At 67.7% G+C, this 11,712-nt stretch carries 12 protein-coding genes; 7 read left to right on the top strand and 5 right to left on the bottom strand.

The annotated features are described in order from the left end of the window. Positions 1 to 2: 2 nt before the first annotated feature. Complete coding sequence (locus NG900_RS16540; RefSeq protein WP_252682436.1) at positions 3 to 1,787, bottom strand: autotransporter assembly complex protein TamA; 1,785 nt, start codon at positions 1,785 to 1,787, stop codon at positions 3 to 5. Between the two features lie 227 nt (positions 1,788 to 2,014). On the opposite strand from NG900_RS16540, the gene NG900_RS16545 reads away from it, so the two are divergent. The 3 genes from NG900_RS16545 to panC are packed head-to-tail and all read left to right on the top strand — an operon-like array spanning position 2,015 to position 4,014. Beyond that, entirely contained in the window at positions 2,015 to 2,203 is a 189-nt protein-coding gene (locus NG900_RS16545; protein ID WP_252682438.1) for a DUF3460 family protein, read from the top strand. 39 nt (positions 2,204 to 2,242) lie between these two features. Beyond that, positions 2,243 to 3,124, top strand: a complete 882-nt coding sequence (locus NG900_RS16550; protein WP_252682440.1) for a segregation and condensation protein A — start codon at positions 2,243 to 2,245, stop codon at positions 3,122 to 3,124. A 38-nt stretch (positions 3,125 to 3,162) separates the two neighbouring features. Next, positions 3,163 to 4,014 (top strand): pantoate--beta-alanine ligase, encoded by an 852-nt coding sequence (panC, locus tag NG900_RS16555; protein WP_252682441.1) that lies wholly within the window; start codon positions 3,163 to 3,165, stop codon positions 4,012 to 4,014. A gap of 45 nt (positions 4,015 to 4,059) precedes the next feature. On the opposite strand, the gene NG900_RS16560 is transcribed toward panC, so the two are convergent. Further along, positions 4,060 to 4,725, bottom strand: coding sequence for a ParA family protein (locus NG900_RS16560; RefSeq protein WP_252682444.1), 666 nt, complete (start codon positions 4,723 to 4,725; stop codon positions 4,060 to 4,062). A gap of 76 nt (positions 4,726 to 4,801) precedes the next feature. Beyond that, on the bottom strand, positions 4,802 to 6,307 hold the full coding sequence (locus tag NG900_RS16565) for a cobyric acid synthase (protein WP_252682446.1): 1,506 nt from the start codon (positions 6,305 to 6,307) through the stop codon (positions 4,802 to 4,804). Between the two features lie 48 nt (positions 6,308 to 6,355). Here NG900_RS16565 and cobU point away from each other — a divergent pair, with 48 nt between their 5' ends. From cobU to NG900_RS16585, 4 genes are read left to right on the top strand one after another with little or no spacing between them, the layout of a single operon-like run. Beyond that, entirely contained in the window at positions 6,356 to 6,940 is a 585-nt protein-coding gene (gene cobU, locus NG900_RS16570; protein ID WP_252682448.1) for a bifunctional adenosylcobinamide kinase/adenosylcobinamide-phosphate guanylyltransferase, read from the top strand. Next, positions 6,937 to 7,929 carry an adenosylcobinamide-phosphate synthase CbiB gene (cbiB, locus tag NG900_RS16575; protein ID WP_252682450.1) on the top strand — a complete coding sequence of 331 codons (993 nt, stop codon included), beginning with the start codon at positions 6,937 to 6,939 and terminating at the stop codon, positions 7,927 to 7,929. The genes cobU and cbiB overlap by 4 nt, the downstream gene beginning before the upstream one ends. Continuing rightward, a complete protein-coding gene (cobD, locus tag NG900_RS16580) occupies positions 7,926 to 8,954 on the top strand; it encodes a threonine-phosphate decarboxylase CobD (protein ID WP_252682452.1) in 1,029 nt (342 codons plus the stop codon). Before cbiB ends, cobD begins: the two co-directional genes overlap by 4 nt. 13 nt (positions 8,955 to 8,967) lie before the next feature. Beyond that, a complete protein-coding gene (locus NG900_RS16585; protein ID WP_252682454.1) occupies positions 8,968 to 9,909 on the top strand; it encodes a cobalamin-binding protein in 942 nt (313 codons plus the stop codon). Positions 9,910 to 10,368: 459 nt separating this feature from the next. Here NG900_RS16585 and cobC read toward each other — a convergent pair whose 3' ends face one another. After that, entirely contained in the window at positions 10,369 to 10,956 is a 588-nt protein-coding gene (cobC, locus tag NG900_RS16590; protein ID WP_252682456.1) for an alpha-ribazole phosphatase, read from the bottom strand. Beyond that, on the bottom strand, positions 10,941 to 11,711 hold the full coding sequence (locus tag NG900_RS16595; RefSeq protein ID WP_252682458.1) for an adenosylcobinamide-GDP ribazoletransferase: 771 nt from the start codon (positions 11,709 to 11,711) through the stop codon (positions 10,941 to 10,943). The genes cobC and NG900_RS16595 overlap by 16 nt, the downstream gene beginning before the upstream one ends. Position 11,712: the final 1 nt, after the last annotated feature.

Consider the following 11,712-nt stretch of genomic DNA (forward strand, 5'->3'; position numbering starts at 1 on the left):
ATTCAAAATGCGATGCCCAGCGACACGCTCGGGCGGAACTGTTTCTCCTGGATGCCGTAGCCCAGGTCGAGCTGGATCGGCCCGACCGGACTCTTCCAGCGCACGCCCACGCCCACACCGTTGAACCAGCGGCGCTGCGACCAGTTGTCGGTGGCGGTGCCGGTGTCCCAAAACACGGCGGCGCCCCATTGCGGCAGGAACCAGCGCTGGTATTCCAGCCCGCCGGTCACGAGGAACTTGGTCGGCAGCGTACTGCCGTTGACGGTGTTGCCGATGCTCTGGAAGTCGTAGCCGCGCACCGACTGCGTGCCCCCCGTGCGAAAGCGCAGCGTGGCCGGAACGCCGTCACCCGGGCCGTTGGTGATGACCGCCCCCAGTTCGCCGCGCGCCACCAGGATGTCGCGCTGCCCCACCGGGACGAACTGACGGATGCGGCTGTAGGAGCGCACGAACGACTGGTCCGTCAGCACGCCCTTGACCGCCGCGCCGATCTGCGTGGTGATGATGTTGCCGCGGCGCGGGAACAGCGGGTCGTCCACGTCGCGGCGCGTCCAGGCAAAGCCGGGCACCAGCGCCTTGCTCAGCTGGCGCTCGGCGCCGTCGGGGCGCAGGTCGTCGTAGTAGAAATCGATGGTGAACGACGTCTCGTAGATGCCGCGCACGCGTGTCTGCTTGAAACCGGCGCGGTAGCTGCGCGTATCGGTACCCGAGGTGTCGGTGCGGTCCATGCTGCTGTAGATGCTGTTGACGTACTGCTTGTCGTCGGGCGGCAGCGTCACGCCGGCAAACAGGTACTGTCGACGCTGTTCGAGGCGCGCCTGGGTGTCGACCACCCACGCCTTGTTGAACAGATTCAGATACTGATAGCGCCCTTCCACCGAGGCACCCGTATCCGTGCCGTAACCCACGCCGCTGGTCAGGCGGTTGGGCGGGTACTCCCGCACGCGCACGCGCACCGGCGCATTGACCGGGTCTTTCGGGTCGTCGCCCAAGTCGACGATGGCGTTGGAGAAATACGGCTGCCCCTGGATGGCGGCCTGCAACGACTGCAGGCGATCAGCGGAGTAGTCCTCGCCCACGCGCAGCGGGTTCACGTGCTCGATGATGCTGCGCGGATAGCGCGACAGGCCCTGCACATCTAGCGGGCCCAGCGTGTAAGCGGGACCGCTGTCGTAGTCCACCGACAAGTCCGCCTTGCTTTCGTCCGGATCGACACGCGCCTGCGAGTTCGTCTGCTTGGCCGCGTAATAACGTTTGCTCTGCAGCGCGGCCAGGCTATCGTCCTTGGCCTTGTCCCAGCCGGACTGACGAAAGGCCACGCCGTGCGGCAGGCCCCAGGCCTTTTTCAACTCGTCGATGCGCTTCGGGTCCTGCGTGATGGCGCCGGTAAAGTCGAGCGCCACGTTGTCGATCGTCGTGCGCGGCCCCGGTTCGACCTTCACGTTCACCACGCGCTTGTCAGGCGCGCCTTCCAGCTGCGCGGTCGCCTTGGGCACGAAGTAGCCCTCGGTGGCCGTCAGCTTGGTGACCTGGTCGCCAATGGTCTCGACCATGTACTGGAGCTGGTCTTCGGTGATGTCCTTGCGGTCTTTGTAGCGCGAGAGGTCCAGGTGGCGCTCGAGCAGGTCTCGGATCGCCTTGGGCGCCTCGATTTTGACCTGATATTCGGCGCGAGCCGGCACGCAGGCGAGGGACAGGACAAAGCCCGCCACCAGCGCGGCAGCATGCACACCCAGAAAACGGAAGCGTGATCGTGACAGTCGCAATGCGCGACGAGGACCGGTCATCGTGGCAAGAATGGCGCCGCACCCACGGGCCGGCCGAGTCGAGGAAAGGCGTATTTGACCATACCGAACCTGCAGGGTGCCCACGAAAATGCGCCGCGGGCGTCCTTTCAGAGCGATCCGAAGCTGCTCGCAGGCGCCGTGCCCGCCGGCCAATACGGTAAAATGCGCCGGTTTTCCGCCTGGGAACGTCCTGGGCGGGGCAAGGTCATCCAACATCACTTACTGCCATGTCCCTGTACAAGTCCGAGATCACCCAGTTCCTGGAAGAACTCAAGACCCAGAAGCCCGATCTGGAAGCGCAACAGCGCCAGGGCCGCTCCCTGCTGTGGGACAAGGACCCGATCGACCTGGAAGAGCGCGCACGCGCCAAATCCGCTCGCGTGCCGCAAAAGCCGTACGTCTACTCGCTGGACTGATCGGCCGACCGGCCCTCAGCCCACCAGGCCCACCGCCGCATGACCACTACCGCGCAGGACAAGCTGCCGCTGCCCGTCGAGCTGCCCAGCGTGGCGCCCGAGCAGGATTCCACGCCCGCGCAGGTCGACGGCCTCGCGTTTGCGCGGCTGTACGGCGAGCCGCTGTTCAAGCTCCCGCAGGATCTCTACATCCCGCCTGACGCGCTCGAGATCTTTCTCGAAGCGTTTGAGGGGCCGCTGGACTTGCTGCTGTACCTGATCCGGCGCCAGAACTTCAATGTGCTGGACATTCCGCTGGCGCAGGTCACGCGGCAGTACCTGGCGTACATCGAGCAGATCCGCGCGACCAACCTCGAATTGGCCGCCGAATACCTGCTGATGGCGGCCATGCTGATCGAGATCAAGTCGCGCATGCTGCTGCCGGTCAAGAAGACCGACTCCGGCGAAGAACCCGAAGACCCCCGTGCCGAACTGGTACGCCGCCTGCTCGAATATGAGCAGATGAAGCTGGCCGCGCAGAAGCTCGACACGCTGCCGCAGCTCGGCCGCGACTTCCTGCGCGCGCAGGTGTACATCGAGCAGAGCCTCGCGCCGCGCTACCCCGACGTCGATACTGAAGACCTGCGCGTGGCGTGGGCCGACGTGCTGCGCCGGGCCAAGCTCACGCAACATCACAAGATCTCGCGCGAAGAATTGTCCGTGCGCGAGCACATGAGCCAGATCCTGCGCCGCCTGCAACACGCGCGGTTCATGGAGTTCACCGAGCTGTTCGAAGAAGCGATCCAGTCCGGCAAGGGCGCGCCCATCGTGGTGGTCAACTTTGTCGCCATGCTGGAGCTCTCGCGCGAATCGCTGCTCGAAATCACGCAGGCCGAACCGTACGCGCCCATTTACGTGCGCCTCGCCTATTCTCCGACGTAATTCGTCCGACCTGACCCGGGCTGAATCACACAACCACTATGAAAGTCATCTCGTCGATCCAGGAGTTGCGCGACCAGCTGCGCGGCCAGAACCGCGTCGCCTTCGTGCCGACCATGGGCAACCTGCATGAGGGCCACCTGAGCCTGATGCGTCTGGCACGCCAGCACGGCGACCCGGTGGTAGCGTCCATCTTCGTGAACCGCCTGCAGTTCGGTCCGAACGAAGATTTCGACAAGTACCCGCGCACGCTGCAGGACGACATCGAGAAGCTGCAGAAGGAAGGCGTGTACGTGCTGTTTGCGCCCACCGAGCGCGACATGTACCCCGAGCCGCAGGAGTACCGCGTCGACCCGCCGCACGACCTGGGCGACACGCTCGAAGGCGAATTCCGCCCCGGCTTCTTCAAGGGCGTGTGTACGGTGGTGATGAAGCTGTTCTGCGCCGTACAGCCGCGCGTGGCGGTGTTCGGCAAGAAGGACTACCAGCAGCTGATGATCGTGCGCCGCATGGCCCATCAGTTTGCACTGCCGGTGGACATCATCCCCGCCGAGACGGTGCGCGCCGATGACGGCCTGGCGCTGTCATCGCGCAACATGTATCTCTCCAACGAAGAACGTGCCGAAGCGCCCGAGCTGTACCGTACGCTGCACCAGGTGCGCCAGGACGTGCTGGAAACCGTGCTGCAAGGCCAGGCCTCGCACGAAGAGGTGACCAACAAGGCGATGGAGTACCTGCGCGGCCGCGGCTGGCAGCCCGATTACGTGGCCGTGCGCCGCCGCTCCGACCTGCAGATGCCGACGCCCGACAACATCGCTGCCGGCGAGCCGCTGGTGGTGCTGACGGCCGCCAAGCTCGGCAAGACGCGCCTGATCGATAACCTCGAAATTTGAGCGACGCGTCGTCCAACAAAAAGCCCGGCCTGTGCCGGGCTTTTTTCATGCCGCCGCCGAGGTGTCAGCGGCTGCCGTCTGCAGCGGCGTTTCCCCCAACCAGTCTAGGATGCTGCTCCACTGCTCCACGTCCTTCGCCACGCGCGAGGGCGCCACGTCCCACAGGGTCAGGCCGTGCGCGGCCAGTTGCACGTAATTCTGGGTATCGCGCAGATAGCCGAGGATCGGCACATCAAGCCCCTGCACGAAGCGCTGCAGCTGCTCCGCCGCACGCGTGCGCATATCCACGCGCATGCCGACCACGCCCAGCTTGACCTCGCCGTGGCGGACGGGCTTTTCATCAGCCAGTTTGCGCAAGAAGGCTTGCGTGGCCAGGATATCGAACATCGACGGCTGCAGCGGCACGATCACGTGCCCGGCCATCTTGATGAGGTCGCCCAGCCGCCAGCCATGCAGGCCGGCAGGGGTGTCGAGTACCACGTGCGTGGTGCCCTTGGGCGGCTTGGCGATGTGGTCGGCGTTGATTTCCCAGGTGCGGATCGGCTTGGCGGTCTCGGGACGCAGGGCCAGCCACTCGCGTGAGGACTGCTGGCGATCGGTATCGCCCAGCATCACGGCGTGGTCTTGCGCGGCAAAGTAGCCGGCCAGATTGGTCGCCAGCGTGGTTTTGCCCACGCCGCCCTTCGGATTCGCTACAACAGCCACCGGCATGCCTGCCTCCTCGCGCTCATCGAGTTTGAGTGCCGAGTCGATCACTCGGCGGATCTGCGTATCCGATAATTATGGCTCAGCCTGCACGCTGGAGCGCCTCGAACAGCGCGGCGAGATCGAGGTGCGCCTCGCATGTATCGGCAAGGCGTTCGAGCGACGCCTCGCGCAGGGCGGCGTAGTCTTGCGCCTGTGCGTCACGCACGCCGGCCCAGGCAAGCAGCGCGCGGCAGGCGTCGGGGGCATCGAACAAACCGTGCAGATAGGTGGCGAGAATCTGCCCATCGGCAGAGATGGCGCCGTCCGCACGCCCGTCGTCGAGCCGCACGGCGGGCCGCGCGAGGCCCGGCCCCTCCGTCACGCCCATGTGGATTTCGTAGCCGTCGATGGCGGCATCGCCTGCCCCCTTCCCAACCAGCGTGCCGCGTACCTGCCGTAACTGCTTGGCCGCCGCCAGCGTGGTCTCGAAATCGAGATAGCCAAGCCCATCGACGCTGCCGGGCGCGCCCTCCAGCCCCTGCGGATCATGCAGACGCCGCCCCAGCATCTGCATGCCGCCGCAGATGCCGATCAGCTTGCCGCCGTAACGCAGGTGCCGCGCGATGGCCGCCTCCCAGCCATGAGCGCGCAACCAGGCGAGATCGGCCTGCACGCTCTTGCTGCCCGGCAGGATGATGAGATCGGCCGGGGGAATGGGTTGGCCCGGGCCGACCAGGCGCACATCCACCTGCGGGTGCGCGCGCAGCGCATCGAAATCGGTGTGGTTCGACACGCGCGGCAGCACCGGAATCACCACGCGCAGGGCATCGCCGGAGGTCGCATGCTGCGCCGTCTGCACCGCATCTTCCGCATCGAGATGCAAGCCATGCAGATACGGCAGCACGCCGAACACCGGCTTGCCCGTCTGCGCGGTCAGCCAATCGAGGCCGGGCGTGAGCAGCGAGATGTCGCCGCGAAACCGGTTGATGACGAAGCCCGCCACGCGCGCGCGCTCGCTCTCCGACAAACACGCAAGCGTGCCGATCAGGTGTGCGAACACGCCGCCGCGGTCGATATCGGCGACGAGCACCACGGGACAATCCACCGCCTCCGCAAAGCCCATGTTGGCGATGTCGCGGTCGCGCAGGTTCACCTCGGCGGGGCTGCCGGCGCCTTCCACGAGCACGAGGTCGTACTGTGCGCGCAGACGCGTGTGCGATTCGAGCACGGCGGCCATCGCGGTCGGCTTGTACGCGTGATACGCGCGGGCGTCGAGATCGCAGCGCGGCTGGCCGTGGATGATGATCTGCGCGCCGGTGTCGCTGTTGGGCTTGAGCAGCACGGGGTTCATGTCGACCGTGGGGGCGACGCCCGCGGCCTGGGCCTGCAGTGCCTGCGCGCGGCCGATTTCGCCGCCGTCTGCGGTGACGGCGCTGTTGAGCGCCATGTTCTGTGGCTTGAACGGCGCCACGCGCACGCCGGCGCGATGGGCAACGCGGCACAGCCCCGCCACCAGCGTGCTCTTGCCGGCGTCAGACGTGGTGCCCTGGATCATGAGCGTGCCCCGTAGCCCATTCGGCAGCACGGAAAAAGGGAGCTTTGACATGCGCGGATTATCGCACCCGGCCTTGTGCAGCCTCGCTAGAATGCACGGATGTCACGCCGTCTCACACTCGTCCTCGGTGGTGCCCGCTCGGGCAAGAGCCACCACGCCGAACAACTCGCGCTGCAATGCGCGGGGCCCGTCACGTACATCGCCACCGCGGGTGAAGGCGACGAAGAAATGCAGCTGCGTGTGGCCCTGCACCGCGCGCGCCGCCCTGGCACCTGGGGGCTCGTCGAAGAGCCCGTGCGCTTGGCCGAGGCGCTCTACACGCACGCCCAGCACGGCGGCTGTGTACTGGTCGATTGCGTCACGCTGTGGCTGAACAACCTGCTCTTTGGCGAGCCCGGCGAGCACCACGAATACCCCGACACCGGCCTCATCACCCCGCCCGCCGCGTGGACCACCGAAATCGACGCGCTGCTCACCGCCCTGCCGCTGCTGCCCGGCGAGGTCATCCTCGTGAGCAACGAGATCGGCCTGGGCGTGGTGCCGATGGGCGCCGTCACACGTTTCTACGTCGACGAACTGGGCCGGCTGAACCAGCGCCTCGCCGCCCTGGCCGACAACGTGCACCTGCTGGTGGCCGGCATTCCGATGGTGGTCAAGGGGCCGGCCCTCGGCACCGCATCGTGAGCGTCCCGACCGGCGGCGTAGGCGACCTGGGATGGTCGCTCGTTGCACTGGCCGCGCTCGCAGGCGTGCTGCTCGACCGGCGCTTCGGCGAGGTGCCACGCTGGCATCCGCTGGTCGGCTTCGGGCGCATCGCCACTGCCATTGAACACGCCATGAACCGCAGACCGGCCGCGCTGGCGCGCTCGCGCATCGTCGGCCTCATCGCATGGGCAATCACCGTGTTGCCGTTCGTGCTGCTGACGGCGTGGCTTGCCGCCGTGGCGCGTACTGCCTCGCCGTGGCTGGTGGTGGTGCTGGATGCTGTCGCGCTCTACTTCGCCATCGGCGCACGCAGCCTGCATGACCACATCGCGCCGATAGCGCTGGCCCTGCGCGATGCTGATCTGCCCCGCGCACGCGCGCTCGCCTCGCGCATCGTCTCGCGCGACCTGTCTGACGCGGCCGACGAACCTATCGCCCGCGCCGCCGTGGAATCCGCGCTGGAAAACGGCAGCGACGCCATCTTCGCGCCGCTGTTCTGGATGGTGGTCGCCGGCGCGCCGGGCGTGGTGCTGTACCGACTGGCCAATACGCTTGACGCCATGTGGGGCTATCGCAATGCACGCTTTGCCGGCTTCGGCTGGGCAGCCGCGCGCATCGACGACGGATTGAACTGGATACCCGCACGGCTCACGGCGATGAGCTATGCCGTACTTGGCCAGACCGTGGGCCACACCGCCGATGCCCTGCGCTGCTGGCGCACGCAGGCGCCGCACTGGTCGAGCCCCAACGCGGGCCCGGTCATGGCCGCCGGCGCGGGCAGCCTGCGCGTGCGGCTTGGCGGCGCGGCGCGCTACGAAGGCGTGGACGAGGCACGCCCGCCGCTCGGCACCGGCGACCGCGCAACCGCGGCCGACATCACGCGTGCGCTGACGCTGGTCTCGCGCACGTTGTGGCTGTGGCTGGGCGTGCTGGCGCTCATCGCAGCAGCAACGCAGAGTCTGTCATGAGCGGCATCGTCCACGGCGGCAACGTGATGGCGGCACGCGTGCTTTACGGCGAGCCTTCCGACGGCTGGCTGGACCTCTCCACCGGCATCAACCCGAACGGCTATCCCATCCCGACGATCCCGCCCGAGGCCTGGCTGCGCCTGCCCGAAGACGACGGCCTCGAAGCGCAGGCCGCCGCGCATTACGGCGTGCGCGATGTCCGTGCGGTGCTGGCCGTTGCGGGCTCGCAAGCGGCCATCCGCACGCTGCCGCATCTGTTGCCGCACGGGCCACATGGACGTGTGGGCATTGCGCAGATCGGCTACAGCGAATACGCGCCCGCCTTTGCGCGTGCCGGTCACGACGTCGTTCTGCTGCCTGAAGCGGCCTTCCTGGGCGACCTGCCCGATGACGTGCGGCACCTCGTCGTCGTCAACCCCAACAACCCGACCGCACGCCTGCTGCCGGCCGAAACGCTGCGTGACTGGCATGCGCGGCTGCACGCGCGCGGCGGCACCTTGATCGTGGACGAGGCATTCATCGAAGCGTTCGACAATGGCCCGACGCTCGCCCCCTTGGCCGGTGCACCGGGCCTCGTCGTGCTGCGCTCGATCGGCAAGTTCTACGGATTGGCGGGCGCGCGCATCGGCTTCACGCTGGCGGCGCCCGAGTTGCTGGCCGCGCTGCGCGAGGCACTGGGGCACTGGACCGTCAACGGCCCGGCCCGCGCCGCCGTGCGTGCGGCGCTGGCGGATACCGCCTGGCAGGCAACCACCCGCTCGCATCTGCAGCAGGCGGGCAGGCGGCTGTCGGCGTTGCTCGATCACCACGGCTTGCCGAACACTGCCACGCCGTTATTTGCCTGGGCGCCCACGCCGCGCGCACACGCGCTGCATGCCGGGCTCGCCCGCGCGGGCATCTGGACGCGCCTGTTCGACCTGCCGACGCTGCCCGGCCTGCCGGGTGTGCGCTTTGGCTTGCCTCCCGATGAAACCGGATGGCAGCGCCTTGCCGATGCGTTAGCATCCGTTTCGCCTTCCGCTTGAACCGCTCCCCCCGATGACCGCTTGTCTGCCCCGTCTTGCACATTGCCTGTGCGCGCTCGGTCTTGCCGCGCTGGCTGCCGCTGCCCCGGCACGCGCCGCCATCTCCGTGACCGACGACACCGGCGCCACCGTCACGCTGCAGCGCCCGGCGCAGCGCATTGTCAGCCTTGCGCCGCACGCGACGGAGCTGCTGTTCGCGGCCGGCGGCGGCCCGCGCATCGTCGGCACGGTGGCCTACAGCGACTACCCGCCGCCCGCGCGCGACATTCCGCACGTGGGCGACAACCGCTCGCTGGACCTGGAGCGCATCGCCGCGCTCAAGCCCGACCTCGTGGTGGTCTGGCGCCACGGCAACGCACAAAAGCAGATCGACCGGCTGCGCGCACTGGGGATTCCGCTGTACTTCTCCGAGCCGCACCGCATGAGCGACATTCCGCGCTCGATTGAAACGCTGGGCACGCTGCTCGACACCCGCGCCAGCGCGCACGATGCCGCCCAGCAATTCCGCCAGCGCGTCGATGCGCTGCGCCAACGCTATGCCAGCCGGCCGCCGGTGCCCGTGTTCTATCAGGTGTGGGAACAGCCGCTGATGACACTCAACGGCCAGCACATCTTCTCCGACATGCTCGCGCTGTGCGGCGGCCGCAACGTGTTTGCGGGCGAGCCGCTGCTGGTGCCGACCGTGTCGATGGAAGCCGTCATCGCGGCCAACCCCGAAGTGCTGCTGACCGCAAGCATGGGCGCCACGCAGGGCAACCGCCCCATTGACACGCTCGATGCATGGAAGCGCTGGCCGCAATTGCTGGCCGTGCAGCGCGGCAACCTGTTCACCATCAACGGCGACCTCATCAACCGCTTCGGCCCGCGCCTGGTCGACGCAGCCACGCTGCTGTGCGAAGACCTGGAGCAGGCGCGCACGCGGCGCCTGGGGCAGCAGGCCACTGTAGGACGCTAGGGTCGGGGCTCGCAGCATCGCCTGCGGGTCGTTGAGCGCCGGCTTTGGGCCTCTGAGCACCAGCGATGACTCCCGGAGAGTCCGCAGCGAAGCTCGGAGCATCGACCTCGGGTCTCTGAGAGCCAGCTTCGAGTCTCCAGGCACCCGCTTTGACTCTCGGAGAGCCAGCAGCGGGGCTCAGAGCGTCAACCTCGGGGCTCTGAGAGCCAGCTTCGAATCTCCAGGCACCCGCTTTGACTCTCGGAGAGCCAGCAGCGGGGCTCAGAACGTCAACCTCGGGGCTCGGAGAGCCAGCTTGGCATTCCAGGGCGGCCAATGTCGGCTCTCAAAGCGTCGGCACTGGCTCTCGACGTGCCGGCAGCGAGTCCTTGAGTATCGGTGTCGCGTCTTTAAGCATCGAGATCGGGTCTCGGAGCACCAACATCGGGTCTTGGAGAGCCGGCGTCGAGGCTCAGCGCATCACCGGTTCCAGAACAACAGCACCGGCAAGGAGCCCGGCGCATCGGGCCGCACGCGAAAGCCGCAGGCACCGCCCCATTGCAGCGGCCATTGCAGCGTGTCGGCCAGCGGGCGCTGCAGCCAATGGGCCGCAAGCGCGCGCATGCAACCCGCGTGCGTGACGGCCCAGACGCACGATGCCTGGGTGGCTACCGTCGCATCGGCCCAGGCCGTCACGCGCGCCAGCAAATCCGCCGCCGATTCCCCGCCATGCGGATTGCCATGCACGAGGTCACGCGCCCAGCGGTCGACTTCCGCACGCGGGATGTCGTCCCACCGGCAGCCCTCCCAGGTGCCGAAATCGAGCTCCATCAAGTGCGCCTCGACCTCGATGGCGGGCAGCGGCGCCGCTTGCGCCATGGCTTCGGCCGTCAGACGGCTGCGCTGCAGCGGGCTCGCCAGCAAGCGTTGCGGGGTATGGGCGGCGAGCTTTTCGACGATGGCGGAGGGGTCCGGGTCCATCGGCGAATCGAGTGCCAGATCGGTGCGGCCATAGCAGAGACCGGCCGTCATGGCAGGCCGCGCGTGGCGGATCAGGATGATGTCCATGCCAGCAATCCCCACAGGATCAACAACTCGAACACCTGCTGCGCCATGCCCAGACAGTCGCCCGTGATGCCGCCGATGCGGCGCACGAAGTAGCGGCCCAGCAGCCAGCGCACCACGATCAATCCCGCCACAACGAGCGCTGCGCACACCGGCCCGAACCACAGCAGCGGCACGATGCCGAATACGCCGGCCCACAGCGCGTCGCTCCAACGCATGCGTTGTGCAACGGGCTTGGCCTTGCCCTCGGCGCGCACATAGTCGTGCGTGAGCAGGTAGCTGACGGCCGCCGCGCGGCTTGCGGCGTGGGCGGCCACCATGGCAACCAGGATGGCAACGCCGTGCGGCGCCATGGCCGTCAGCAGTTGCCACTTGAGCAGCAGCGCCATGCACACGGCAATCGCCCCGAACGCGCCGATGCGCGAGTCGTGCATGATGCGCAGCCGGTCTTCGGGCGTGTAGCCGCCACCGAAGCCATCGGCACAATCGGCCAGGCCGTCTTCATGGAAGGCACCGGTCAGCAGCAGCGTGGCCACCATCGATGCGGCCACGGCCACGCCCGGTGCAGGCACGGTGCGCGACACCAGCCAGTACACCGCAGCCGCCACTGCGCCCACCAACCAGCCGATCAGCGGAAAGTAGCGCGCTGCGCGGTTCAGTCCGGCCTGCGAGAACCCGACCGACGCCGGCACGGGGATGCGGGTGAAATACCCGACCGCCGTCCACAGCGCTTGCCAGTGCTCGCGCAGGGTGTTCATG

The organism is Ralstonia soli (assembly GCF_023955655.1).
Lineage (GTDB): Bacteria > Pseudomonadota > Gammaproteobacteria > Burkholderiales > Burkholderiaceae > Ralstonia > Ralstonia soli.

What these genes read in the sequence shown, in the direction of transcription:
- NG900_RS16540 (WP_252682436.1), bottom strand. Translation starts at nt 1,787, where the DNA reads ATGACCGGTCCTCGTCGCGCATTGCGACTGTCACGATCACGCTTCCGT.
- panC (WP_252682441.1), top strand. Translation starts at nt 3,163, where the DNA reads ATGAAAGTCATCTCGTCGATCCAGGAGTTGCGCGACCAGCTGCGCGGC.
- NG900_RS16550 (WP_252682440.1), top strand. Translation starts at nt 2,243, where the DNA reads ATGACCACTACCGCGCAGGACAAGCTGCCGCTGCCCGTCGAGCTGCCC.
- NG900_RS16545 (WP_252682438.1), top strand. Translation starts at nt 2,015, where the DNA reads ATGTCCCTGTACAAGTCCGAGATCACCCAGTTCCTGGAAGAACTCAAG.
- NG900_RS16565 (WP_252682446.1), bottom strand. Translation starts at nt 6,307, where the DNA reads ATGTCAAAGCTCCCTTTTTCCGTGCTGCCGAATGGGCTACGGGGCACG.
- NG900_RS16560 (WP_252682444.1), bottom strand. Translation starts at nt 4,725, where the DNA reads ATGCCGGTGGCTGTTGTAGCGAATCCGAAGGGCGGCGTGGGCAAAACC.
- cobD (WP_252682452.1), top strand. Translation starts at nt 7,926, where the DNA reads ATGAGCGGCATCGTCCACGGCGGCAACGTGATGGCGGCACGCGTGCTT.
- NG900_RS16585 (WP_252682454.1), top strand. Translation starts at nt 8,968, where the DNA reads ATGACCGCTTGTCTGCCCCGTCTTGCACATTGCCTGTGCGCGCTCGGT.
- cobU (WP_252682448.1), top strand. Translation starts at nt 6,356, where the DNA reads ATGTCACGCCGTCTCACACTCGTCCTCGGTGGTGCCCGCTCGGGCAAG.
- cobC (WP_252682456.1), bottom strand. Translation starts at nt 10,956, where the DNA reads ATGGACATCATCCTGATCCGCCACGCGCGGCCTGCCATGACGGCCGGT.
- NG900_RS16595 (WP_252682458.1), bottom strand. Translation starts at nt 11,711, where the DNA reads ATGAACACCCTGCGCGAGCACTGGCAAGCGCTGTGGACGGCGGTCGGG.